The organism is Variovorax sp. GW458-11-26-14-LB1 (assembly GCF_059423965.1).
The window spans coordinates 134480-157488 of the sequence record NZ_JBWKYW010000008.1; the positions used below are offsets into that span (position 1 = coordinate 134480).

At 68.2% G+C, this 23009-nt stretch carries 21 protein-coding genes; 10 read left to right on the forward strand and 11 right to left on the reverse strand.

The genetic code is table 11. The features are described from left to right. The first annotated feature begins 30 nt into the window (after positions 1-30). The 3 genes from paaZ to AC07YS_RS08545 are packed head-to-tail and all read left to right on the forward strand — an operon-like array spanning position 31 to position 3439. On the forward strand, positions 31-2091 hold the full coding sequence (gene paaZ / locus AC07YS_RS08535; RefSeq protein ID WP_495268742.1) for a phenylacetic acid degradation bifunctional protein PaaZ: 2061 nt from the start codon (positions 31-33) through the stop codon (positions 2089-2091). After that, complete coding sequence (locus AC07YS_RS08540) at positions 2091-2849, forward strand: SDR family NAD(P)-dependent oxidoreductase (protein WP_369631625.1); 759 nt, start codon at positions 2091-2093, stop codon at positions 2847-2849. The genes paaZ and AC07YS_RS08540 overlap by 1 nt, the downstream gene beginning before the upstream one ends. Positions 2850-2878: 29 nt before the next feature. Continuing rightward, the gene (locus AC07YS_RS08545) at positions 2879-3439 is read left to right on the forward strand and encodes a methyltransferase family protein (protein ID WP_495268741.1); all 561 of its coding nucleotides are present in this window, start codon (positions 2879-2881) and stop codon (positions 3437-3439) included. Here AC07YS_RS08545 and AC07YS_RS08550 read toward each other — a convergent pair. The 5 genes from AC07YS_RS08550 to AC07YS_RS08570 all read right to left on the reverse strand — a co-directional run bounded on the left by AC07YS_RS08550 (position 3420) and on the right by AC07YS_RS08570 (position 6995). Beyond that, positions 3420-3839, reverse strand: coding sequence for a hypothetical protein (locus AC07YS_RS08550; RefSeq protein WP_495268740.1), 420 nt, complete (start codon positions 3837-3839; stop codon positions 3420-3422). The two genes, AC07YS_RS08545 and AC07YS_RS08550, sit on opposite strands and share 20 nt — an antisense overlap. 5 nt (positions 3840-3844) lie before the next feature. Further along, positions 3845-4453, reverse strand: coding sequence for a flavin reductase family protein (locus AC07YS_RS08555; RefSeq protein ID WP_495268739.1), 609 nt, complete (start codon positions 4451-4453; stop codon positions 3845-3847). Between the two features lie 93 nt (positions 4454-4546). Further along, entirely contained in the window at positions 4547-5023 is a 477-nt protein-coding gene (locus tag AC07YS_RS08560; protein ID WP_062478668.1) for a hypothetical protein, read from the reverse strand. A 52-nt stretch (positions 5024-5075) separates the two neighbouring features. Continuing rightward, a complete protein-coding gene (locus AC07YS_RS08565; protein ID WP_095949419.1) occupies positions 5076-5801 on the reverse strand; it encodes a hypothetical protein in 726 nt (241 codons plus the stop codon). 207 nt (positions 5802-6008) lie between these two features. Further along, the gene (locus AC07YS_RS08570) at positions 6009-6995 is read right to left on the reverse strand and encodes a LysR family transcriptional regulator (RefSeq protein ID WP_495268738.1); all 987 of its coding nucleotides are present in this window, start codon (positions 6993-6995) and stop codon (positions 6009-6011) included. Positions 6996-7085: 90 nt separating this feature from the next. On the opposite strand from AC07YS_RS08570, the gene AC07YS_RS08575 reads away from it, so the two are divergent. Continuing rightward, the gene (locus AC07YS_RS08575) at positions 7086-8015 is read left to right on the forward strand and encodes a class I SAM-dependent methyltransferase (protein ID WP_495268737.1); all 930 of its coding nucleotides are present in this window, start codon (positions 7086-7088) and stop codon (positions 8013-8015) included. Here the strand turns inward: AC07YS_RS08575 and AC07YS_RS08580 are convergent. Beyond that, positions 7987-8946 carry an AraC-like ligand-binding domain-containing protein gene (locus AC07YS_RS08580; RefSeq protein ID WP_495268736.1) on the reverse strand — a complete coding sequence of 320 codons (960 nt, stop codon included), beginning with the start codon at positions 8944-8946 and terminating at the stop codon, positions 7987-7989. The two genes, AC07YS_RS08575 and AC07YS_RS08580, sit on opposite strands and share 29 nt — an antisense overlap. Before the next feature lie 212 nt (positions 8947-9158). Between AC07YS_RS08580 and AC07YS_RS08585 the strand changes: the two genes are divergently transcribed. From AC07YS_RS08585 to AC07YS_RS08610, 6 genes are read left to right on the forward strand one after another with little or no spacing between them, the layout of a single operon-like run. Then, positions 9159-10349 (forward strand): amino acid ABC transporter substrate-binding protein, encoded by a 1191-nt coding sequence (locus AC07YS_RS08585; protein WP_495268735.1) that lies wholly within the window; start codon positions 9159-9161, stop codon positions 10347-10349. Positions 10350-10353: 4 nt separating this feature from the next. Beyond that, a complete protein-coding gene (locus tag AC07YS_RS08590; protein WP_495268734.1) occupies positions 10354-11232 on the forward strand; it encodes a branched-chain amino acid ABC transporter permease in 879 nt (292 codons plus the stop codon). Further along, positions 11229-12161, forward strand: a complete 933-nt coding sequence (locus AC07YS_RS08595) for a branched-chain amino acid ABC transporter permease (RefSeq protein WP_495268733.1) — start codon at positions 11229-11231, stop codon at positions 12159-12161. The genes AC07YS_RS08590 and AC07YS_RS08595 overlap by 4 nt, the downstream gene beginning before the upstream one ends. Beyond that, positions 12158-12907, forward strand: a complete 750-nt coding sequence (locus AC07YS_RS08600) for an ABC transporter ATP-binding protein (RefSeq protein ID WP_495268732.1) — start codon at positions 12158-12160, stop codon at positions 12905-12907. The genes AC07YS_RS08595 and AC07YS_RS08600 overlap by 4 nt, the downstream gene beginning before the upstream one ends. Next, entirely contained in the window at positions 12904-13614 is a 711-nt protein-coding gene (locus AC07YS_RS08605) for an ABC transporter ATP-binding protein (RefSeq protein WP_495268731.1), read from the forward strand. Before AC07YS_RS08600 ends, AC07YS_RS08605 begins: the two co-directional genes overlap by 4 nt. A gap of 38 nt (positions 13615-13652) precedes the next feature. Beyond that, a complete protein-coding gene (locus tag AC07YS_RS08610; protein ID WP_495268730.1) occupies positions 13653-15104 on the forward strand; it encodes an aldehyde dehydrogenase in 1452 nt (483 codons plus the stop codon). 36 nt (positions 15105-15140) lie between these two features. Here AC07YS_RS08610 and AC07YS_RS08615 read toward each other — a convergent pair whose 3' ends face one another. The 5 genes from AC07YS_RS08615 to AC07YS_RS08635 all read right to left on the reverse strand — a co-directional run bounded on the left by AC07YS_RS08615 (position 15141) and on the right by AC07YS_RS08635 (position 22877). Then, a complete protein-coding gene (locus AC07YS_RS08615) occupies positions 15141-17192 on the reverse strand; it encodes a T6SS phospholipase effector Tle1-like catalytic domain-containing protein (protein ID WP_495268729.1) in 2052 nt (683 codons plus the stop codon). After that, positions 17189-17941 (reverse strand): DUF3304 domain-containing protein, encoded by a 753-nt coding sequence (locus AC07YS_RS08620; protein ID WP_495268728.1) that lies wholly within the window; start codon positions 17939-17941, stop codon positions 17189-17191. Before AC07YS_RS08620 ends, AC07YS_RS08615 begins: the two co-directional genes overlap by 4 nt. A 22-nt stretch (positions 17942-17963) precedes the next feature. Then, complete coding sequence (locus tag AC07YS_RS08625; RefSeq protein WP_495268727.1) at positions 17964-18803, reverse strand: DUF4123 domain-containing protein; 840 nt, start codon at positions 18801-18803, stop codon at positions 17964-17966. A gap of 6 nt (positions 18804-18809) precedes the next feature. Further along, positions 18810-21866 (reverse strand): type VI secretion system Vgr family protein, encoded by a 3057-nt coding sequence (locus AC07YS_RS08630; protein WP_495268726.1) that lies wholly within the window; start codon positions 21864-21866, stop codon positions 18810-18812. A 123-nt stretch (positions 21867-21989) separates the two neighbouring features. Then, positions 21990-22877 carry a LysR family transcriptional regulator gene (locus tag AC07YS_RS08635; protein WP_495268725.1) on the reverse strand — a complete coding sequence of 296 codons (888 nt, stop codon included), beginning with the start codon at positions 22875-22877 and terminating at the stop codon, positions 21990-21992. Positions 22878-23009 lie beyond the last annotated feature (132 nt).

Sequence of the window (23009 nt, forward strand, 5' to 3'; positions counted from 1 at the left end):
TGCGCCTTCCCTCTTCAAAGGACACGCGCCATGACCACCCTTCAAAGCTACATCGCCGGCCGCTGGATCGGCCAGCAAGCCGCCCAATCGCTGCGCAGCGCCGTCAACGGCCAGGCCGTTGCGAGCACGCACGCCGAGGCCATCGACTTCGCCGAGGCGCTGGCGCATGCGCGCCGCGTCGGCATCCCCGCGCTCATGAAGCTCGACTTCCAGCAGCGCGCCGAGCGCCTGAAGGCGCTGGCCAAGTACCTGGCCGCGAACAAGGAAGCGCTGTATGCCGTGTCGGCCCACACGGGTGCCACGCGCGCCGACGGCTGGATCGACATCGAAGGCGGCGCCGGCACGCTCAGCGCCTACGCCAGCATCGGCACCAACGAGCTGCCCTCGGGCAACCTCGTGCACGAAGGCCCGGCCTTCCCGCTCGGCAAGAAGGGCGGCTTCGCGGGCACGCACATCCTGGTGCCGCGCGGCGGCGTGGCGGTGCACATCAACGCCTTCAACTTCCCGGTATGGGGCCTGCTCGAGAAGTTCGCGCCCAGCTTCCTGGCGGGCATGCCCTGCATCGGCAAGCCGGCCACGGCCACCAGCTACCTCACCGAGGCGCTGATGAAGCTCATCGTGCAGTCGGGCATCCTGCCCGAAGGCAGCCTGCAGCTCGTGATCGGCAGCACGGGCGACCTGCTCGACCGCCTCGAAGGGCCCGACGTGGTCACCTTCACCGGCTCGGCCGACACGGCCGCCAAGCTGCGCGTGAACGCGAACCTGGTGCGCCAGTCGATCCCGTTCAATGCCGAGGCCGACTCGCTGAACTGCGCGATCCTCGCGCCCGACGTGACGCCCGACGACGAGGAGTTCGATCTCTTCGTGAAGGAAGTGGCGCGCGAGATGACCATCAAGGCCGGCCAGAAGTGCACGGCCATCCGCCGCGCGATCGTGCCGCGCCAGCATCTCGATGCGGTGGCCGAGAAGCTGCGCGCCCGCCTGGCCAAGACCGTCATCGGCGACCCCTCGCGCGAAGACGTGCGCATGGGCGCCCTCGCCTCGCGCGACCAGCAGGCCGACGTGGCCGAGCGCGTCGCCACGCTGCTGCAGGGGGCGGAGCTGGTGTACGGCGAGCGCGACGGCTTCGCGCCCGTGGGCGACGGTGTGGGCGAAGGCGCGTTCTTCGCGCCCACGCTGCTCTTGAGCCGCAAGCCGCTCGAACACGATGCGGCGCACGACGTCGAGGCCTTCGGCCCCGTCAGCACGCTCATGCCCTACGACGGCATCGACGAAGCACTGGCGCTGGCCGCGCGCGGCAAGGGCAGCCTCGTGGGCACGCTGGTCACGCGCGACCCGGCCATCGCCGCCAAGGCGATTCCGGTCGCTGCCGCCTGGCACGGCCGCCTGCTGGTGCTCGACCGCGAGGCCGCCGCCGAATCGACCGGCCACGGCTCGCCGCTGCCGGTGCTGAAGCACGGCGGCCCGGGCCGCGCGGGCGGCGGCGAAGAGCTCGGCGGCCTGCGCGCCGTGAAGCACTACCTGCAGCGCGCCGCGCTGCAGGGCTCGCCCACCATGCTCGCGGCCGTGACCGGCGAGCACGTGCGCGGCGCCGCGCTGCGCGAGAGCGAGGTGCACCCCTTCCGCCGCTACTTCGAAGAACTGCGCATCGGCGACTCGCTGCTCACGCACCGCCGCACGGTGGGTGAGGCCGACATCGTCGCCTTCGGCGGCATCTCGGGCGACTACTTCTACATGCACTTCGACGAAGAGGCGGCCAAGGCTTCGCCCTTCGGCAAGCGCATCGCGCACGGCTACTTCGTGCTGTCGGCGGCCGCGGGCCTGTTCGTCTCGCCTTCGCCCGGCCCCGTGCTGGCCAACTACGGCCTGGACACGCTGCGCTTCGTCAAGCCCGTGGGCATCGGCGACACCATCCAGGCGCGCCTGACCTGCAAGCGCAAGATCGACCGCAACAAGAAGGACGCCAGCGGCCAGGGCCAGGGCGTGGTGGCCTGGGACGTGGAGGTGACCAACCAGCTCGGCGAGTTGGTCGCGAGCTACGATATCCTGACGCTCGTCTCCAAGAAACCCACCACCCAAAGCTCCACCTGATGTTCGATCTCACAGGAAAAGTCGCGCTCGTCACCGGCGGCAACGGCGGCATCGGCCTCGGCATGGCGCAGGGCCTCGCCAAAGCCGGCGCCCGCGTCATCATCGCGGCGCGCAATGCGCAGAAGTCGGCCGCCGCGGTCGAATCGCTGAAGGCATTGGGCAGCGACAGCTTCGCGCTCGCGCTCGACGTGACCGACGAAGCCTCGGTGCAGAAGGCCTTCGACGAGGTCGCCGCGCGCTGCGGCCGCCTCGACATCCTCGTCAACAACGCCGGCACCACGGTGCGCAAGCCCGTCGACCAGCTCGCGCTGGCCGAGTGGCACCAGGTGATGGACACCAACCTCACCAGCGCCTTCCTGTGCAGCCGCGCCGCGCACCCGCACCTCAAGAAGGCAGGCGGCGGCAAGATCATCAACATCGGCTCGATGATGTCGATCTTCGGCGCGCCCTACGCGCCGGCCTACGCCGCAAGCAAGGCCGGCATCGTGCAGCTCACCAAGTCGACCGCGCTCTCGTGGGCGGCCGACCAGATCCAGGTCAACGCCATCCTTCCGGGCTGGTTCGAGACCGAGCTGACCGACGGTGCGCGCACCCAGATCCCGGGCCTGTACGAGCGCGTGAAGACGCGCGCCGCCGCCGGCCGCTGGGGCCAGCCTTCGGACATCGCGGGCACGGCCGTGTTCCTGGCCAGCGCCGCCTCCGACTACGTGACCGGCACCGCCATCCCGGTCGACGGCGGGTTTTCGATCTCCGGCTGAGCCATGCGGGCCGTGTAAATTCGGCCGCCATGCTCTTCTGGTTCCAGCTTTTCCTTTTCGTCGCCGGCACGGCCGCGCTGCTGTACGTGTCGCGCGGGCCGCTGAGCCAGCCCGGCTCGCACGGCTTCTACCGCTTCTTCGCGTGGGAATGCATGCTGGTGCTGATCGTGCTGAACCTGCCGGTGTGGCATGTCGATCCGCTCTCGTTCACGCAGCTGCTCTCGTGCGTGCTGCTGGCGCTGTCGATCTGGCTGCCGATCCACGCGGTGCGGCTGCTCAAGGCGCAGGGCAAGCCGAGCGAGGCGCGCAACGACGACCCGGCCCTGTACGGCTTTGAAAAGACCTCGGCGCTGGTGACCACCGGCGCCTTCCGCTACATCCGCCACCCGATGTACACGGCGTTGATGCTGCTGGCCTGGGGCGCGTTCCTCAAGCAGTTCACCTGGCTCACGCTGGCGCTGGTGCTGATGGCCACGCTGTTCCTGTTCCTGACGGCGCTGCGCGACGAAAAGGAATGCCTCGCGCATTTCGGCGACGACTACCGCGCGTACATGCGCGGCACGCGGCGCTTCATTCCTTTCGTGCTGTAGCGCCGGGCGCTTCGGACGCGCCCTCTTCTTTCCTCGCGCCCCACCAGGCCGCGAGCACCAGCCCGCCCTTGCGCACCAGCAGCACCGCCATGACCACGAGCACGGCCCGCGAGGCCACGTAGCCCGCAACACCGAGCACCGTCGACGGCAGTGGCTTGGACGCCCAGAAAATCACCCAGGCCGCCAGCCCGGCCATCGCCAGCCCGCCGACGAGCAGCATCACGCCACCGACCATCCACGTGAGGATCGCCAGCCGCGCGGCCAGGCCGGTCAGGCGGTCGGCACCGGGCCAGTCGCGCCAGGTCCACAGCGCGGCCAGGCCCAGCGAACCCATCATGGCCGCCAGCAGGCCCATGAGGCTGTAGCCGACGACGGTGATGATCTGGTTCAGGTCCGGCATGCAGGCTACGGTGTCAAACGCGGCAGCGCCTTCGCATCGACCGCCTCGCCGTCGACGATGAAGTGCCCGCCCGCCACGTGGTGCAGGGTGCGCAGCTCGTCGTGTCCTTCGAAATGCCAGCGCCCTTCGGAGAACACGCGCGCATCGGCCTGCGCCGCGATCACCTCGCCCAGGAACAGGTCGTAGCGCTGCTGGATAGGCGGCTCGGGCAGCAGCCGGCATTCGAGCCAGGCCGCGCAGCCTTCGAGCAGCGGCACGCCGGTGGCCTCGCCCGCGAAGGTCGAGAGGCCGTAGGCGGCGAACTTGTCGCTGCCGTCGCGCTCGGCGATCTCGCGGCCCGAGCTGTTGCCCAGGGCCTCGGTCAGGTCGAGCTGCGCGCGCGTGGGCACCTGCAGTGCAAAGGTGCCCGCGCCTTCGAGCAGCACGCGCGTCCAGGTGCTCTTGTCGAGCACCACCGCCACCTTGGGCGGATCGAAGTCCAGCGGCATCGCCCAGGCCGCGGCCATGATGTTGCGCCGCCCGTCGTGCGCGGCGCTCACGAGGACGGTGGGTCCGTGGTTCAGGAGACGGTAGGCCTTGTTCAGCGGAACCGGCCGGCGGTGAGAGGCGTTCATGCGCGTGGGGCCCGCGAAAGCGAGCCCGGAGGATGGCGGCCCGCCAGCCTACCAGCAGGCGCCGGGCTGCTCAAACGCCCCGGTTGTTGCCCGTCACGCCGCGTAAGCGTCGCACAAGGCGAGGTACTCGTCGCCCGAAATCTCCAGCGCGGTCGCGCGGCGCAGCACGCGGGCCTTCGGCTTGGGCAGGTCGGTCTTGATCTGGATCTGCTTGCCGATGGGAATGCCCATGTAGTCCTGGTTGACCCAGGTGTTCTCGACGATGTTGTGCCACGGCAGCAGCAGGCCGTTCTCGAAGGTCAGGCCCTGGCGGCCGATGACGAAGGCGGGCGTTGCGATGTTGGCCAGCGTACGGATGCACTTGACGGCCAGCCACGCGGCCAGCAGGCCGAAGCCCGCTGCGATGAGGATGCCGATGTTCTTGTCCTGCGCGCGGATGCACAGCACGGCCAGCACGACCGCGACCACCACCCAGAGCGTGGCACCGGCGATCAGCCGTGTGCGGGAGTAGAAGACGGGGCGGTCCTGGCGGGTCTTTTCCTGTTGGCTGGCGGAGCTGTAGATTTCCATTTTGGAGTCGCTGTACTTTGGAGATTGAAAAAAGAAAAAGAAGAAGAGGAGCTCAAGCCGACGGCAGGCGTTGCATGAGGCAGCTCATCAGCACCGGCTCGTTGTCGATCTTCGAGCGATCGATCTTGCGGGTCTTGCCGTTGGCAACGATGAGCAGGTGCTCGTCGACGTCCATCGCTTCGGCGTCCGACTGCGTGCGGATGGTGTCGATGCTCGACCACGCGATGAGCTGGCCCTTGTGCACCAGCCCTTCGGCATTCAGTGCCAGTGCGCCGAAGGGCACGGTGTCGCCCGCATGCAGGCGCCGCTCGACGTCGTGCCGCAGCACCTCGCCCACGGCTTCTTCCACCTCAGCGACCAGTGCGTACGGGTCGTCCCACAGGTCGAGCCGCAGGCGCAGCGTCTGGCCGTCGCGGGTGGTGAGCAGCAGGTGGTTGCGGTTGTGGCGATGGCGCAGCCGCGTCACGTCGGCGAAGGCAACCGTCTGCGTGCCCAGCTGCAGGCCGTGCGCGGTCAGCGTCAGCACCTGCGGGGTGCGCAGCCACGCGAAGAAGTCGCTGCCCTTCCAGCAGATCAGGTAGATCGCGGCCGGGATCGCCAGCACCAGCACGAAGAAGGCGCCCTTGTAGCGCACGAAGTCCGGCGTGATGAGGTACGGAAGGATGTAGATCTTGGCCGGCACCAGCACCATGGCGCAGAAGACATAGATCGCGGCCAGGCCGGCCAGCACACAGTAGAACGCGTAGCGCGGAAAGATGCGGTCGTGACGAAGGGGCATGTGAAGCAAGTACCCAATGCGTCGACAACGGGCGTGATGGCGTGGAGCTGAATTGCGCGCACGACCATACCAGCGGGAAGCGTCGCTCTCGAGGCTTCGCATGCGTTAACGCATCTTTTTTTTGAGCCGGCAACGCTCGTTGCAAAACCAGTTAACCAAGAAGATTTAAGTTTGATGCCCGCTTCTACACAAGCGCTGCTTAAGCATTCATGGCAACTCTGCAAGCAGCGCGCGGTGTGCGGCCAGTGCGCGCCCGCGCATCGGGGCCTGCGCGTCGCGGCCCGTGAGCGGACCGAAGCGCGCGTCTCTCGACACGGCCGCCACCGCATCGCGAAGACAACGGTGCGCCGGGTCCACCTCATCGCGCGGATGCCAGGCCTGCAGCACCTGCTCGGGCGGCACGGCCACCGGCAGCTTGAACATCGCCAGGCCGAGGCTCGCGGCCACGGTGCGTGCCAGCGGCTCGGGCACGCAGGCCACCAGCGACGAGCGCGCGGCGGCCATCAGCGCGCCATAGGCGCTGGGCACGGTCAATGCAATCTGCCGCGCGCAGCCTTGTGCCGCGAGCAGGCTGTCGAGGGGCTCGACCGACCTGGCACGCCGCGTGACCGCGACATGCTGCTGGGCCGCCAGGCGCTTGGGCGTGACGCGCGCCTTGAGCAGTTCGTGCCCCGCCCCGACCACGCCGACGATGCGTTGCTCGTACAGCAACGCGGTCTGCGTCTCCGGCCCTCGGTCGGGCAGCGTGCCCACGTCGAGATCGATGCGCCCTTCGCGCAGGGCCATCGCATCGCTGTCGCTTTCGGGCACGAAGCGCAGGCGCGCCAACGGCATGTCGCGCCGCAGCGCGGCCAGCAAGGTCGCGCCGTAGACGATGCCCATGCCTTCGGGCGCGCGCACCGTGAACTCGCGCGTCACACGCGACAGCGGCACGCCGCCGTCGGGCTGCATCAGCAGGCGCGCGTCGGCGATCAGGCGGCGCACCGGATCGCGCAGCGCCACCGCGCGCGGCGTCGGCACCAGCTTGCGGCCAGCCCGCACGAGGATCGGATCGCCCAGCGCCTCGCGGATGCGCGCGAGCGTGTGGCTCATGGCCGGCGCGCTCAGATGCATGCGCTCGGCCGCCGCGCTCACGCTGCCGGTGCTCAGCAGCGCGTCGAGTGCGGCCAGCAGGTTCAGGTCCATGGAATTCATTTCGTGCAGGTCATTGCTTTGAACAATGCACTGTACAGACGCCTCGTGCGGGTTGAAACTTCGCGCCCTCGCACCACTGGAGCCCCGCCCTTGAATCCTTCTTCGCAAGCCAGCCGCACCGCCCTCGCCACCGCGCTCATGCGCTCCATCCATTCGCGCAGCGCGCCTGCGCCGCTGCTGGACGACCCGTGGGGCGAGCGCCTGGTGCCCGACAGCGTGCGCGTCGCGTTCCTGGAACGCGCGCTGGCACGGCGCGACGCCACCTCGACGGACTCACCCGACACAGCGCTCGACGACGCGATGCGCGCCAACGCTGCCTACCCCGACGTGATCCTGCGTTCGCGCTACACGGAAGACGCGCTGAAGGACGCAGTCGCGCGCGGCGTCGCCCAGTACGTGCTGATCGGCGCCGGCTTCGACAGCTTCGTGTGCCGCATCCCCGAGTGGGCGCAGGGCCTGGCCATCTACGAGGTCGATCACCCGGCCACGCAGCCGTTGAAGCGCCAGCGCCTCGCGGCCTGCGGCGTGGCACCGTCCGCATCGGTGTATTTCGTCGAAGCGGACCTGTCGGCCGAGAGCCTCGGCGCGGCGCTCGCGCGTTCGCCCTTCAACGCCGCGCAGCCGACCTTCTTCTCGTGGCTCGGCGTGACGGTGTACCTGACGCGCGAGGCCAACCTTGCCGCGCTGCGCGACATCGCCACCTGCGCGGCGCCCGGCAGCGAACTGGTCTTCACCTACATCGACGAGGCCACGCTGCACGCGGGCCCCTCCGGCACCGAGGCCTTCCAGAAGCTGCGCAGCGACGTGGCCTCGGTCGGCGAAGAGTTCCTGTCGGGCTTCGATCCGAAGACGCTGGCGGCGCTGCTGCGCGGCACCGGACTCGATCTGCTCGAAGACATCGACGGCCACGCAGCACTGGCGCGCTACGACCCGACCGGGCGCAACGGCCTGCAGCCGGCCGGCGCGGCGCACATCGCGCACGCGCGCATCGTCAGCGCGGCACCATCGCCTGCCGCCTGAACTCGCTCGGGCTGCCGCCCGTGTGCGCGCGGAACACGCGGCTGAAGTGCGAGAGGTTGCCGAAGCCCGCGCCCAGCGCGATGTCGGTGATGGAGCGTGAGGCGTTCGCGGGGTCGATCAGGTCGCGGATGCTGGCGGCCAGCCGCTGGTGCTGGATGTAGCCGGTGAGCGTGTCGTCGTCGCCCGCGAAGGCCTGGTGCAACAGGCGCTTGCTGCAACGCAGGGCCAGCGCCATGCCGTCGATCGACAGCGCCGGGTCGCGCAGGTTCTGCGCCACGTGGCGGTGGATGCGGTCTTTCAGCGCCTCGCGCTGGGTCTGGGCGGTGCTGCGGCCCGCGAGCTCCATGAGCGACAGGCGCACCAACTGGATCAGCAGCTCGCCCGCGCCGCGCGCGGCGGCCTCGCTCATGTGGGGCAGCTCCAGGTAGGTGTTGCGCATGGTCTCCAGCGCCACGCGCGAGATGCCGCTGTCGCCGCCGATGCGCCGCGCCACGAGGTCGCCCAGCGGCAGCGCGGGCGAGGCGATCTGGTCTTTCGGCAGCATCACGATGAGGTGGTCGCTGCGCTCGGGGTTGGCCACGGTGTAGTCGAGCGTGGTGTCGTACAGCGTCCAGCCGCCCGCGCGCACCGCCGCCGCGCGCCCGCGCTGCGTGACCTCGGCCGAGCCCTGCCAGGGCGCGACGATCTTCAGGTAGGGCGCATCGCTCAGCCGCGCCATCTGCGGGGTGCGCAAGACGCGATGCCGGTTCGCTTCGAGCCGCGTGAGGATCACGTCGCCCGCGTGCGAGGACGCGAGGTGGCCGTCGAAATCGCTGTCGCCGTACAGGTCGGAGCCGAGGCCGCCGAAGTGGCGCCACACCCACTCGCACCACAGCGGCCCGCGTTCCTTCGGCGGGATGGCGTCGGTGGACAGGAGCAGGGACGCGGTCATGGGGCGAAAGCAGTGAAGACGAAAGATTGCAACACGGCAGCAGGATGCCGCGCATTGTGGAGTGCCCGCAAAGCCCTCGCCTTTGCGGGTTAACCACTAGGCGCCTGCACGCTGCGTCAAGTGCTTTGTGCGCGGCGGGCACAGCGGCAAAGGGCGTGCGTTTCTACGATTCCGGTCAGCGGGCGCATACCGACGCCCGGAAGGAGACCCTCATGCTTCACCCCACCCGCCGCCACTGGATTCAGGGCACGGCCACCGCGCTGGGCGCGGCCGCCGTCGCGCCGCAGCTGTTCGCGCAGAGCGCGCCCGTTCGCATCGGCTACGCCATCGCCCGCACCGGCCCCTGGGCCGCGGGCGCGCAGGTGAGCCAGGAACCCAACTACCTGCTGTGGGCCGAGCAGGTCAACGCCGCGGGCGGCCTGCCGGTGGAGGGCACGAAGCGGCCTATCGAGCTGATCGGCTACGACGACCGCAGCGAGACCGAGACCTGCGTGCGCACCTTCGAGAAGCTCATGGGCAGCGACAAGGTCGATCTCGTGCTGCCGCCCTGGGGGTCGGGCGCCAACTTCGCGGTCGCGCCGCTGGCCAACCGCTTCGGCTACCCGCTGCTCGCGCCCACCGCCCTGTCGCGCAAGCTGATCGACATGCGCCTGCCCTTCTTCTTCTCGCTGCTGCAGCAGCCCGACAAGATGATGGGCGCGCTGGTCGACATGCTGGTGGCGCAGAACGTGAAGACCATCACCATCGTCTACATGGACGACCTGTTCGGCCTGGAGAACTTCGCGGCGCTGAACAACGCGCTGAAGAAGACGCAGATTCAGGTGCTCGACCGCAAGAGCTACCCGCTGGGCGTGAAAGACCTCGCGCCCGTGCTGCGCACCATGAAGGACCTGAACCCCGACGCCTTCATCGGCATCACCTACCCGCCGGACACCATCCTCGCGAGCCGGCAGGCGCGCGAAGTGGGCTTCAACCCGAAGTACTTCTACGCCTCGGTGGGCACTGCTTTCCAGCTCTACAAGAACGTGATGGCCGCCAACACCGAGGGCGTGATCGGCATGGGCTCGTGGAACGGCAAGACCAGCCCCGAGGCCAAGGCCTACTTCGACGCGCACACGAAGAAGTTCGGCAAGGAACCCGACCGCTGGGCCAGCGGCCACGCGTGGGCCGGCCTGCAGATCCTGCAGCAGGCGGTGGAGAAAGTGGGCCTCGATCGCAAGGCGCTGCGCGAGCAGATCGCGAAGAACGAGTTCAAGACCATCCTCGGGCCAATCCGCTTCGAGGGCAGCGAGAACGCGTCGATCCCCGGCACCGTGTCGCAGTGGCAGGGCGGCGACTTCGAAGTGGTGTGGCCCAAAGACCGCGCCACCGCGCAACTGATGCCGAAACCGGCCTGGAAATAACAGCGTGTCGTTCTCTGGATGGGCCGAGCTCCTGGCCGGCGGATTGATCACGGGCGGCATCTACGCGCTGGTGGCCATCGGACTGAACCTGCAGTACGGGCTGATGCGCATCATGAACATCTCGCACGGCGAGTTTTTGATGCTCGGTGCCTTTCTCACCTGGTGGGCGCACACGGCGCTGGGCATCTCGCCGCTGGTGTTCATGCCGGTGGCCTTCGTGCTGCTGATGGCATTGGGCATGGCGGTGCACTGGCTGTGCTTCCGGCAGGTGGCGGCGCGCGTGCCGAACGTCGACGTGTTCGAGGCGCGCAGCCTGATGGTCGGCTTCGGCCTGATGTTCTTCGTGCAGAACACCGCCCTGCTCGTGTGGGGCGGCGACCTGCGCGGCTACGACTACCTGGCCGAACCGGTACAGCTGGGCGAGATGCGCTTCACCGCCAACAAGCTGGTGCTGTTCGGCGTGGCGCTGGCGCTGAGCCTCGTGCTCATCGCGCTGCTCAAGCTCACGCTACTGGGCAAGGCGGTGCGCGCGCTGATGCAGTCGCCGACCGGCGCGCAGCTGGTGGGCATCAACACCAGGCGGCTGCACCCGCTGATGTTCGGCATCGGCCTGGGCCTGTCAGGCGTGGCCGGTGCGCTGCTGTCGATGACCTACGAGATCTCGCCCTCGATGGGCGAGCCCTACACCGTGACGGCGCTGATCGTCATAACCCTCGGCGGCTTCGGCAGCATCGCGGGCAGCCTCGTCGGCGGCCTGCTGCTGGGCGTGGTCGAAGCGCTGGGCATGCACTACACGAGCCCTTCGCTCAAGATGCTGCTGTCGTACGCCGTGTTCATCGGCGTGCTGATCTGGCGGCCCAACGGACTGTTCTCCAGAAGATGATTTCCCTCTTTCAAAACAAACCGTGGTGGGTGCTTTGCATCGGCCTCGTGCTGGCGGCCGCCGTGCCGTGGGTCGCGAGCGAGTTCATCGCGTCGGTGGCGCTCGGCTGCCTGATGTACATCGCGCTGGCCACGAGCTGGTCGCTGTTCTGCGGTGCCACGCGCTACCTGTCGCTGGCCACCTCGGCCTTCTTCGGCCTGGGCGCGTATGCGAGCGCCACGCTGCTCGAGGTGCTGCCCTGGCCATTGGTGATCCTGAGCGGCGCGGCCATCGCGAGCGCGGTGGCGGTGCTGATGGGTGCGGCCGTGCTGCACCTGCGCGGCACCTACTTCGCCGTGCTGACCTTCGGCATGACCGAGCTGATCCGCCATGCCGTCACCTTCGTCGAGAAGCAGGTCTCTGGCACCGTGGGCCGCGTGCTCACGGTGGTGCCGTCGAACGAGACGGTGTACCTCACGGTGCTGGCGATTGCGGGCGCGGCCATTGCCACCGCGCTGCTCGTGAAGCGCAGCCGCTTCGGCCTGGCGCTGGCCGGCATCGGCGCCGACGAGCAGCGGGCGCAGACGCTGGGCGTGGACACGCGCCGCGTGAAGATCGCCGGCTTTGCGCTCACCGCCGCCTTCGCCGGCGCGGTGGGCGCTGCGATGGCCGTGCGCTGGACCTACATCGAACCGGCCGCCGTGTTCAGCCCCTTCATCGGCTTCCAGACCGTGCTGATCGCGATGATCGGCGGGGCCGCCAGCATCGGCGGACCGGTGGCCGCGGCCATCGTGTTCAGCCTGCTCTCGGAGACGCTGCGGCTGCAGCTGCCCTACGGCTACATGATGGTGCTGGGGCTGCTGCTGATCCTGTGCGTGATGTACCTTCCCAACGGCCTCGCGTCGCTGTGGCAACGCAAGGCGGCAGCGTTGCGGAGGCACGCACCATGAAGGCCACGCCACTTCTCGAAGCCCGCGACCTCACGGTGCGCTTCGGCGGGCTCACCGCCGTCGACGCGGTGAGCGCCACGCTGCATGCGGGCGAGCTGGTCGGCATCATCGGCCCCAACGGCGCGGGCAAGACGACCTTCTTCAATGCGATCTCGGGCGTGGTCATGCCGACCTCGGGCCGGCTGCTGGTGGAAGGCGATATCGACCTCACACGGCGCGGTCCGCACCTGTACGCCGCGCACGGCATCGCGCGCACCTTCCAGACCCCGCGCGTGATGGCCGACATGACGCTCGAAGACAACGTGCGCTTCGGCATGCAGTTCGCGGGGCGCCGCCGCGCGCCCATCGCAGGGCTGGGCAGCACCGGCGAGATTCTCGACATGCTGGGCCTAAGCGGCCTCGCCACGCAGATCGCGGCCGACGTCACGCCCTCGCAACAGCGGCTGCTCGAGATCGGCATGGCGCTCGGCACCCGGCCGCGCGTGCTGCTGCTCGACGAAGTGGCGGCCGGCCTCACCGAGGCGGAGGTCGATGCCATGGCACGGCGCATCCGCCGCCTGCGCGACGACCACGGCCTCGCCGTCGTGTGGATCGAACATGCGGTGACCACGCTGCTGAAGTACGTCGAGCGCGTGCTGGTGCTGCACCAGGGCCGCAAGATCGCCGACGGCACGCCGGCCGAGGTCGTGCGCAATGCCGAGGTGGTCGAGGCCTACCTGGGCGACGAGATGGAGGCCACGGCATGAGCGGCACGCAACTCACTGTGCGCAGGCTTGCGGCCGGCTACCACGGCTTCCGGGTCATCCAGGGCCTGGACCTCGACGTGACGCCCGGCGTCACCGTCGTGCTCGGGCCCAACGGCGCGGGCAAGACCACGCTGCTCAAGGCCCTCGCGGGGCTGCTGCCGCGCACGGGCGATGCGGTGCTCGACGGTGCGGCGCTGCCGTCCGCCGATGCCACCGCCTGCGTGCGGCGCGGCCTGGCACTGGTGGCCGAGGGCCGCCAGCTGTTCCCGCAGATGACCGTCACCGAGAACCTCGAACTCGGCGGCTGGCTCATTCCCGCGCGGCTGCGCGCCGAGCGCCTCGCGCGCGCCTTCGACGACTTTCCGCGCCTGAAGGAACGCGCCACGCAGCTCGCCGGCACCATGAGCGGCGGCGAGCAGCAGATGGTCGCCGTGGCACGCGCCTTGATGAGCGGGCCGCGCCTGCTGATGCTCGACGAGCCCTCGCTCGGCCTGGCGCCGCGCATGGTCGACGAGCTGCTCGCCATCGTGCGCCGCATCGCCGACCAGGGCGTGACCGTGCTCATGGTCGAGCAGAACGTGCGCAAGGCCTTGCAGGCCGCCGACCGCGGCTACGTGCTCGAGCGCGGGCGCGTCGTCGCCTCGGGCAAAGCGCAGGCGCTGCTGCATTCCGACGCCGTGCGCCAGGCCTACCTGGGCGTGGCCTGAACACCCCTCTTCCTCTTTCTTTCTTGCAAAGGACACCCATGACCGACATCTCCATGCTCATCGACGGCGAACGCCGCGCGGCCACCGGCGGCGCCACCTTCGAGCGCCGCAACCCGCTGGACGGCGGCATCGCCACGCGCGCCCCCGCCGCCACGCCCGCCGACGCGGTCGCCGCCATCGACGCCGCGCAACGCGCCTTCGCCACCTGGTCGCAGACCGGCCCCAACGAACGCCGCGCCCTGCTGCTCAAGGCCGCGCACGCGCTCGAAGCGCGCGCCGACGCCTTCGTGCAGGCCATGGCGCGTGAAACCGGTGCCTCGGCGCTGTGGGCCGGCTTCAACGTGCACCTGGCGGCCGGCATCCTCACCGAGGCCGCATCGCTCACCACGCAGATCGCGGGCGAAGTCATTCCGTCCGACGTGCCCGGCAGCCTCGCCATGGGCGTGCGGCAGGCGGCCGGCGTGGTGCTGGGCATCGCGCCATGGAACGCCCCCGTGATCCTGGCCACGCGCGCCATCGCCACGCCGCTGGCCTGCGGCAACACCGTCGTGCTCAAGGGCTCCGAGCTGTGCCCCGAGACCCATGCGCTCATCATCGAAGCGCTGGCCGAGGCCGGCCTGCCCAAGGGCACCGTCAACTTCGTGACCAACGCGCCCGCCGACGCGGGCGCCGTGGTCGAAGCGATGGTCGCGCACCCCGCGGTGCGGCGCGTCAACTTCACCGGCTCCACGCGCGTGGGTCGCCTCATCGCGCAGACCTGCGCCACGTACCTGAAACCCGCCGTGCTCGAACTCGGCGGCAAGGCGCCCTTCGTGGTGCTGGACGACGCAGACGTCGACGCGGCGGTGAACGCTGCCATCTTCGGCTCGTTCGCCAACTCGGGGCAGATCTGCATGTCGACCGAACGCATCGTGGTCGACAACGCGGTGGCCGACGAGTTCGTCTCGAAGTTCGCCGCCCGCGCACAGGCGTTGCCGCTCGGCGACCCACGCGAAGGCCCCGTCGTGCTGGGCTCGGTCGTCGACATGAGCACCGTGACACGCTGCAACGCCCTGATCGACGATGCCCTCGCCAAGGGCGCCGTGCTCGTGTGCGGCGGCAAGGCGCAGAACACGCTGATGCCCGCCACCGTGCTCGACCACGTCACGCCCGCGATGGCCATCTACCGCGAAGAATCCTTCGGGCCGGTGAAGGCGGTCGTGCGCGTGAACGGCGTGGAAGAGGCCGTGGCGGTGGCCAACGACAACGAGTTCGGTTTGTCCTCAGCGGTGTTCGGCCGCGACGTGGCGCGCGCATGGAACGTGGCGCAGCGCATCGAGGCGGGGATCTGCCATGTCAACGGGCCGACGGTGCATGACGAGGCGCAGATGCCGTTTGGCGGTGTCAAGTCGTCAGGGTACGGGCGGTTCGGTGGGCGAGCCGGCGTCGAAGCGTTCACGGAGCTGCGGTGGATTACGGTGCAGACGACGCCTCGGCACTATCCGTTCTGAACAAGGGAGCGGCAGGGCGCCGCCCCGCCGTTCCGATCAAGCCGTCATCGGCTCCCGCGATTCCCTTTCGGCGGGCCGACGGTTCTGGGTCAACCGTGTCTCGTCCGCGCCCGCATACACACGGCGGTAGCGCAGGTAGCCGGCCCCCCATGCATACCATTCGCGCCCTTCCGTGAACTCGGGTGCGTACTCGCCCTTGGTCAGGTACAGGTTCACCCACTGCTCCTGCCGGCGCGTCAGCCCGGCGGGCGCTCCGCCTCTGGGTGGATCGATCTGCCCGCGCGCCTCATCCGCTCTTTTCTTCCGGGCCACCAGTTTTTCGAGCTGCTCCTTGAACTCGGCCGCTTCGGGCCCGGTGAGCTTGAACCATGCGTGCGAATCGTGCACGCGGTCTTCGAACAGCTTGCTGGTGAGCACAGGCTCGTTCCAGTACGGCTCGATGCGGCCCCACTCGCCGACCCGCTCCGAATCGATGCCGGGCACGTTGTCGACTTCGTGCGGTGTGCCGTCCGGGCTGTTGCGGCCGCTGATCCGTTTCTTTTTCTTGAGCCAGGCTTCGAAGTCCTTCACTTCCTTGACGAACTGCTCGTCGGCCGACAAGAGATCCGCCCGGTCTGGGGCCGGAGCACGCAGGACAAAATCCATCTCCAACGGGCGACCGGCCCATGATTTGCGCCACAGGATGAACAGCTTGCGCTGTTCCGCCATGATGTCGCGCAGCACCCCTTCCTTGACCCGGCATACGGCAAGGTAAGCGTTGAAGTCCCGGATCAGGTCCTTGGCGACCATGAACTGCTTCTGGATGACTGGGCGTGCCAGTTCCAGTTTCAGGGGCACGCCCAAGATTCGTGCTTCGCGGTACATCAGGGCCAAAGGAATGCGCGAAAGCATGTCCTCGCCCGCCTCATCGATCCCCTTGCCCTGCTCCTTCGGCATGTAGCCTCCGCCGACGTCCGAGTGCATGCCGGGGCACACCCACTCCCGAGAATTTTCAGGCAACGTATTGCCGACATGAACGGAATCCGATGGAAAGCTGCGACGGAACTCATGCGCGGCCACGATGTGCAGGCAGGGCACGTCGGCCGGGATGCGCATCGACGTGTCAGCATCAGCCCAGCCGCCATGGCCGTCGGCGAAAAGGGACGAGGCCGCCACACCGACCGACGCGACGGTATCGAACAGTCCCAAAAAGTCGAAGGTCACCGGAAACGAGGCCAGCGTCGGCCCGGTCTGCCCACGGAGTTCGGCATCGATCTCGCACATCGCGAGAAACCAGTTGACGAAGACCCGTGCCTCCGCCGCACCTCGCGAAAAGCCGAATGCGCTGACGAAGATGCGCTGCACGCGCCCAGGATCAACCTTGCTGCACTGGCCCGTTGCGGGATCGATCATGTGCGGCTTGACTGACTCGTGCAGCTTGTTGAGCATCGCTTCGAGCGTGCGACGATTCTTGTTCTCGCGTTGGCGCTTGTCGGCGGGCCCTTTGCCCGCTTCCAGCAGTTCCTCCCGCCCGAGGTCGAAGGCCTTGCAAAACTTCAGCACTTCTTCGCTGGAGAACAGCCCTGGCCCGTTGCCGCTTCGGGTGAGGTAGCGGTAGACGCAGTTGAGCGCTTGCGCCAACGCCCACAGGATGCGGCGCTCGCCGTAGAGCGCCGTGGCGTTGCCCAGCAGCGCGTCCTTGCCGGCGCCGCTGTCGTCCACCTGCGTGAAGGGCGTCCCCACGCCCGGCACATACACCTTGAAGAACTGCTGGTAGTTGTCGGGGTTCGTGGTCCACTGCGCATCGGGGTCGGCTGGCACCCCGGGCACGTGCTGGCCCGGATAGGCACCGTACAGGCGCGCGACGTTGGAGTGCGTGTGATCCTTTTCTCTGGTGCTGCGGTCGTAGTTGTTGCGCGTGCCGTCGAAGAAGAAGCCCATGAAGAGGTTCACGTCACAAGACTTGCCGGGCTGACCCACAGGGCGCAGTTCGCGGCTCACCTCGTAGTCGACTCGAATCTTGTCGCTTGCTGGTCCAAAGAAAACTTCTCGATTTGAAGGATTGGAGAATATTTCCTCTTCGATGGGATTGACCAAATGTGCGGTCATGGCTTGACCTTCATCAGCCTATCGACCTTTTCCTGGTCCCAAGCCACAAGTCGCTCCAGCATGGCCCTCTCCTTGGTGAAGAAGGCGGGATCGTCTGGCCCCGAGAACGCTGCGAGCTCCTTTCGATAGGCGAACTCTTTTGCGCGCCATTCCCATGTCTTGTGGAGGTATTTTTTTGGATCAGTACTCAGTTCCTCCAGCGATTTCTTGCTCGATTTCAACCCCTCCTGCGCCAGTCTCATATCTCGTTCCCACAACTCCTGCTGGAAAGCCAATGAAGGCTTGGGCCACCCCTTGATCTTCCCGGGCCACTCGTCGCCGTTGGGTCGGTACGCAGTTGAAACCACCCCCACCGTTCCATCGGGATAGTTGATGAACCACACATCCCCTGCCTTGCCGCTTTTGTCGTAAGGCGGCAGGTCGACGATGAAGGTCTGGCGCGGCCGGTAATCGCCCGCCTTGTTGTCATAGCTCTGCAGAATCACGCCGACCTGGATGCCGGGCGCCCACATCTTCGGCACGTTGTAGCAACAGATCACGCCTCCCGCGGCGAACGGGCCGATTTCTTCAGAGGCAACCACGGTCTGCTTCGGGTCCTTGGGATCGAACAGCCGGTAGCGGATGTCCTGGTCGGTGTAGTTGACGCCGCTGACCGAGGCTGGAACCGTGTCAGCACGACCGGTGGCACATCCTGTCGTAGCCAGGGATGCGAGAAGCGCGAGGGGAAGGAGCCAGTTTTTGAGAATCATCTGTTGTTCCTGCTGCAATGCGCTAGACCATCAAGGCGCGCAGCGCTTCATGGTCCGGGCCAGCGCCGTGGCTGAGTTCGGGATGCTGCCAAAAAACTTCACACAACCTCATCCTTTGCGCCACCGCGTCGAACTGCATGGCATTGGCTGCGGCGAGCCCGCATACAGCCAGTGCGTGCAACACCGAGGGCCGGTGCTGCGCTTCGTAGGCTGGCGAAAGTTGAAGCAGGTTCGCGATCACTTCATCCGCTTCACTGCCGGCAATGAGCACCGCGCATTGATCACCATCGAGTACCGGTGCGCATGGAGCCAGCGACGTGGATGCCATTTTCCCCGGTGCAAGGAAACTGCTCCAGCTGGCGTCGCGCCGACGGAAATTCCATGTGGCTCCGGGACCGCAGAACGCCATCTGCTGCAACGGAGACAGCGCAGCCAGCACATCCGGCAGGCGGCGCGTGTCGGGAAAGCGCAGCACGAAATACTGCCCGTCCGCATTCACGATGCACCAGGGGCTCAGGCGCTCGAACAGCGATTCGAGCGGTTCGTCCGAGCGGATGAAGCTGAGCATCGGCAAGCCATTCGTCAGCTGCAGCACACGATCGAGCAAGGGCCTTTCAACGGCGTCGATGTTCAGCAGAACCGGTGAATGCCGAATGGCTTCGTCCGAAGCGCCTGGTATGTTCTCGTAGAGCGACCGCCAAGAGCCGGAGCCCAGGTGGCTCTTGATCAGCTGATGGCATTGCGATGCGAATGCGCAATCGATCAAGGCGTAGCGAAATCCCTCGGTGGCGGAGGCAAGAGGGCCGTCGTCCGCAAACAGGGCGTCGATCCATCCGGGTGCGTGCTTGTCGATCAGGTTCATCGTGCGTTACTCCACCTGGGTGAAGGCCGGCGCCGACTTGAGCGACTTCAGGAGGCACGCCACGCAGATGCTCTTGGGGAATGCCGGCAGCGGGTAGCTCTTCTGCACCGGCCCGGCCAACTTCCGCTGCACCGAGTGATAAGTGATCTTCCCCGGACACTCGAAAGTGATGTCCCCATCCTGCAGCGTGATCGACGCGCCTTGCGCGGTGGCGATGCGGATCTTCTTCTTGGCCGCGAACTCCACCGTCTGGTCGGTGCTGGCGATCTTCAGGGCCTCCTTGGCCTGCACGCGCAACTCGTCGTGCTGCGCCTGGAAGTCCAGGTCGTCGTTGCCCGCGATGACCGACAGGCCCGTGTCCGCATCGGCCTTCTGCGCCCCGGCCAGCACGCCGATGGCCTGGCCGCTGTGCACGCGCAGCACGTCGGCCAGCGCCAGGTTGATGTCGCCGCCGCTGGCCAGCGTGGCGGTCTCGCCGCTGACGACCTGCAGCTGCTGGCCCGCGACCATCGCCAGCCCTCCGCGTGCGGCCAGCGCGATCACGGCATCGCTCGTGTGGGGTACCTTGCCTTCGCCGGTGGCGATGGCCTTGTCTGCCGCATCTGCGTAGGCAGTGTCGAGCGCATCGGCCGTCACCATGCCGCTGGCGGTGTGCTCCATCGCGGCGTAGGGGGCGCGTTCCTTGTCGAGCTGGGATTCGTTGGCCTTGTTCGCGCCGATGTGCCCTGCCAGCTGCACGGTCTCGTGGGTCCTGGCGGCATCGCTCAGCGCCTGGCCCAGCTGCTGCACCTGCTTGAGCAGCGCCATGCCGGCGGCGAAGTCGCCCACGGGCTCCAGCTTCTGGCCGCCTGCGCCGTGGTAGGTGCTCAGCAAGACGCCCTTGCCGCCGCGCAGGGCCGCATAGCCGTCGGTGCGCAGCTCCAGGCCCTGGCCGCGGAAGCTGCCGCGGAAGTTGTCGGCCTGGTGGATGAGGTGGCCCAGGTTCAGCTGGCTGTGGGCGGTGCTGGCGTGCAGCTGCACGCGCAGTTGCTGGTTCGAATCGTCGAACACCAGCTGGCTGAAGCCCTCGCCGCCGAACTCCTTGGTCTTGAAGCCGCTCAGAGCCGCGGCGTTGCGGTGGCCCTTGTCGTCGGCGCTGGCGCCGTGCCAGGGCGGGGCGTGGCCGGCCGCGAGGTTGGCCTGGGCGCTGGGCGAGGCGTTGTTCGCCTGGGCGAAGACGTCGTTGTTGTCGTTGCTGCCCTGTTCGCTGTTCTCACCGGCACGCGATGCACCGCCGGGCGTGGGGGCGATGCCGCCGTCGCCGCGGCCGTTGTACAGCGCGCCGACGATGACGGGCTGGTCCACATCCAGGTCGACGAACTTGACCAGCACTTCCTGCCCGATGCGCGGCAGCCACTGCCAGCCCATGCCGGGGCCGGCCTGGCGCTGGGCCACGCGGATCCAGCGGGTGCTGCGGTTGTCCTGGGCGTTGTCTCCATTGCTGCTGCTGTTGCCGTTGTCGCTCGATCCGTTCTGCCAGTGGAAGCGCACGCGCACGTCGCCTCGGTCGTTGCAGTACAGCTCGTCGGCGCCATTGGGGGAGGTCTCGCCCGAAGGCCCGACCACGATGGCGCTGTGCACGCCGCTGGCCGTGGGCCTGGCGTGCAGGCGGGCTCCGTCGGCCGCCGCCAATGCGGGGCGCCAGGGGCGCGGGGCGTGCACGCCGGAGAAGCTGTTGGCGTAGCCCTGGACCTGGGCGGTGGCCAGGCTCTGGGGCTGCGGGTGGATGTCGTTGTCGTTGTGCGTGCCCGTGGCTGCAGTCACCAGCCCGAACACATCGGCCTCGGCCGTCACGGGAGCACACGGTTGGTCGAACACGAGGTGTTCCGTCAGCTCGCCCAGCTGCGCCGCAATCGACGCGGCCGTGTCCTTGGGCAGGTTGTTGATGCCCACGTGTTCGACGGTGTCCAGCAGCAGCGCAGGCTTGGCCTGCAAGCCCAGCGCGGGCGCGTCGTCGATCTCGAGGCGCGTGCCCGCGCGCAAGGTGCGCACGGTGCTGTGGCCCAGCATCAGGTCGGCGCGGCATTCGGCCGCTTCCATCATCAATGCGGCGTAGCGCTCGACGGTGCGGTTGGTGTCCCAGCCGCGGCTGCGGTCGTTCAAGCCGAGCACGTCGTCGTACTCCAGGCGCGGGGCGTTCTTGCCTCCGACCGGAAAGCGCGCTGGGGCGCTGCCCGTGAGCTGGCGCTTGCCGTCGACGTTCCACGCGCTCAAATGCACCTGGGCCACCGACTGGCGCATGCGCCGCACCAGCGCCTGCACGGCGTCGCTGCGTTCCTGCGAGCTCTTGCGGTGAAAGCGAACGGGCGAGCCCGCATCGGCGGGCTGGGTGTCGTTGGACGAGAAGATGATGAGCTTGTGCCCCGTCGGGGCCTGGGCGTCTTCCTCGATGCGCCAGGCCAGGCCTTCTTCGGCCAGCAGGCGCGAGAAGAAGTCGTAGTCGCTCTCGCGGTACTGGGTGCAGTAGGTGCGAACGGGGGCGTCGGCGAGGAAGCTGTCTACTTCGGAAGAGAAGGCCCAGCTGCCCGCATCCGCATACGGCGCGAGCACGCGTTCGATGATGTCTGCCACGCTGCGCTGCTGGAAGACCTGGCTGCGCCCCTGCTGGGTGGCCAGCCAGAGCCAGGGCACGAGCGTGAGGCGGTAGCGCGCCAGGCCGCCGTCGGCGCCCAGCGATTCGACGGCGCGGATCAAGCCCGTACGTCGTGCGAGAGAACCATTGGCCAGCACGGTGACCAGCGTCAGCGGCTGGTCGATCAGCGATGAAAGCGCCAGGTCCGCACGCAAGCTCAGGCACACGATGCGCAGCTCGAACAGCTGCGACACCGCCTCGCGCTGCACCCAGCCTTCCACGCGCAGGGCGTCGATGCTCTCGCGCGCGGCGGACGAAGACGATGAAGCAGCACTCGGCGCTTCAAGGCGGTACAGCCGCGCCGTCTGGCTCAGCTCGGCCCACAGAGCACTGCGGTCAGCGGATGGTGACGACGAACGCATGCGCAAGGGCACGCTGCCGTGGTTGGACATGAAACTCCCCGAACTTATTTTTCTTCCCCGCGTTGCGCGGGGTGGCATGCGTCCGATTGTCGGAGTCCCGGTGGCCCGAGCGTAAGTACCTGAAAGTAGCACCCGGCGATGCAGGACGGCGCCTCAAGCCGGCGAATGCACGCCGCTGCCCTGCCTCCCCTCTTCCGCTGCCGCCACCAGCCGCAACCCGGCGCGCACGCGCGCCAGCGTCTCGTTCTCGCGCTGCGGCGCATACACGGCGTGGGCCGAATGCGAGAACTCGGGCACGCCCTCCACCAGCCGCAGCCGGCCGTCGGCCAGGAAGGGCCGCGCGACGCCGATGCGGAAGTAACCCGCGCCGCCCACCGCAAGCAGGTAGGTGAGCGCCAGCGGCCCGAGCGAGATCGACACCGGCGCGTGGGCCAGTTCCGGAAACGCGACCTCGTGGTTGGCCGCGAAGGCCGGGCCCCAGTCGACCGACACGTAGCGCGTGCGGTCGAGCCGGCCTTCGGGGTCGGTGGTGACCATCACCAGCCGCTCCTCGGCCAGCAGCTCGGCCACGAGGCCGGGGCGTTGCGGCGGGTTGTAGAGCACGGCCAGGTCGAGCGCGCCGCCCTGCACGGCGTCGAGCAAGCGCTGCGCGCTGTCGACCTCGGCGCGCAGCGCGATCTCGGGGCAGACGCGGTGCATCCAGATCAGCCAGTCGGCGAGCAGCGGATGCCACAGGCTGGGCTCGCTGCCCACGCTCACGCCCTCCTCGATCCCCGGCGGCAGCGCCACATGCTGGCGTGCACGCTCCCACACCTGCACCAGCGTGGTCGCGTGCGCCACGAAGCGCTCGCCCGACGCGGTGAGCCGCGCGCCGGCCTTGTTGCGCACGAACAGGCGCCGCCCGAGCTGGTCTTCGAGCAGGCGGATGCGCGCGCTGACGGCGGTCTGCGTCAGATGCAGCCGCTCGGCCGCGGCCACGAAGCTGCCGGTGGTCGCGACTTCGAGAAAGGTGCGGGCGAGGCCGATGTCCATCGGATTCATATTAGTTTTTTTGCACTCATTTGCAATGAACATTCATTGGCTTGGGGAGAAGCATCGGTTCACCATGGGCAGGCACACGTTTCCAGGAGCCTTGTCCCATGCGTCCCCTGCCGCCCATGCCCCACGCCGCCC

Excerpts from the sequence above, each read along its gene's own strand:
- AC07YS_RS08545 (WP_495268741.1), top strand. The coding sequence starts at position 2,879 with ATGCTCTTCTGGTTCCAGCTTTTCCTTTTCGTCGCCGGCACGGCCGCG.
- AC07YS_RS08630 (WP_495268726.1), bottom strand. The coding sequence starts at position 21,866 with ATGTCCAACCACGGCAGCGTGCCCTTGCGCATGCGTTCGTCGTCACCA.
- AC07YS_RS08565 (WP_095949419.1), bottom strand. The coding sequence starts at position 5,801 with ATGCCCCTTCGTCACGACCGCATCTTTCCGCGCTACGCGTTCTACTGT.
- AC07YS_RS08595 (WP_495268733.1), top strand. The coding sequence starts at position 11,229 with ATGATTTCCCTCTTTCAAAACAAACCGTGGTGGGTGCTTTGCATCGGC.
- AC07YS_RS08585 (WP_495268735.1), top strand. The coding sequence starts at position 9,159 with ATGCTTCACCCCACCCGCCGCCACTGGATTCAGGGCACGGCCACCGCG.
- AC07YS_RS08625 (WP_495268727.1), bottom strand. The coding sequence starts at position 18,803 with ATGAACCTGATCGACAAGCACGCACCCGGATGGATCGACGCCCTGTTT.
- paaZ (WP_495268742.1), top strand. The coding sequence starts at position 31 with ATGACCACCCTTCAAAGCTACATCGCCGGCCGCTGGATCGGCCAGCAA.
- AC07YS_RS08570 (WP_495268738.1), bottom strand. The coding sequence starts at position 6,995 with ATGAATTCCATGGACCTGAACCTGCTGGCCGCACTCGACGCGCTGCTG.
- AC07YS_RS08610 (WP_495268730.1), top strand. The coding sequence starts at position 13,653 with ATGACCGACATCTCCATGCTCATCGACGGCGAACGCCGCGCGGCCACC.
- AC07YS_RS08615 (WP_495268729.1), bottom strand. The coding sequence starts at position 17,192 with ATGACCGCACATTTGGTCAATCCCATCGAAGAGGAAATATTCTCCAAT.
- AC07YS_RS08550 (WP_495268740.1), bottom strand. The coding sequence starts at position 3,839 with ATGCCGGACCTGAACCAGATCATCACCGTCGTCGGCTACAGCCTCATG.
- AC07YS_RS08605 (WP_495268731.1), top strand. The coding sequence starts at position 12,904 with ATGAGCGGCACGCAACTCACTGTGCGCAGGCTTGCGGCCGGCTACCAC.
- AC07YS_RS08540 (WP_369631625.1), top strand. The coding sequence starts at position 2,091 with ATGTTCGATCTCACAGGAAAAGTCGCGCTCGTCACCGGCGGCAACGGC.
- AC07YS_RS08620 (WP_495268728.1), bottom strand. The coding sequence starts at position 17,941 with ATGATTCTCAAAAACTGGCTCCTTCCCCTCGCGCTTCTCGCATCCCTG.
- AC07YS_RS08560 (WP_062478668.1), bottom strand. The coding sequence starts at position 5,023 with ATGGAAATCTACAGCTCCGCCAGCCAACAGGAAAAGACCCGCCAGGAC.
- AC07YS_RS08555 (WP_495268739.1), bottom strand. The coding sequence starts at position 4,453 with ATGAACGCCTCTCACCGCCGGCCGGTTCCGCTGAACAAGGCCTACCGT.
- AC07YS_RS08635 (WP_495268725.1), bottom strand. The coding sequence starts at position 22,877 with ATGAATCCGATGGACATCGGCCTCGCCCGCACCTTTCTCGAAGTCGCG.
- AC07YS_RS08600 (WP_495268732.1), top strand. The coding sequence starts at position 12,158 with ATGAAGGCCACGCCACTTCTCGAAGCCCGCGACCTCACGGTGCGCTTC.
- AC07YS_RS08580 (WP_495268736.1), bottom strand. The coding sequence starts at position 8,946 with ATGACCGCGTCCCTGCTCCTGTCCACCGACGCCATCCCGCCGAAGGAA.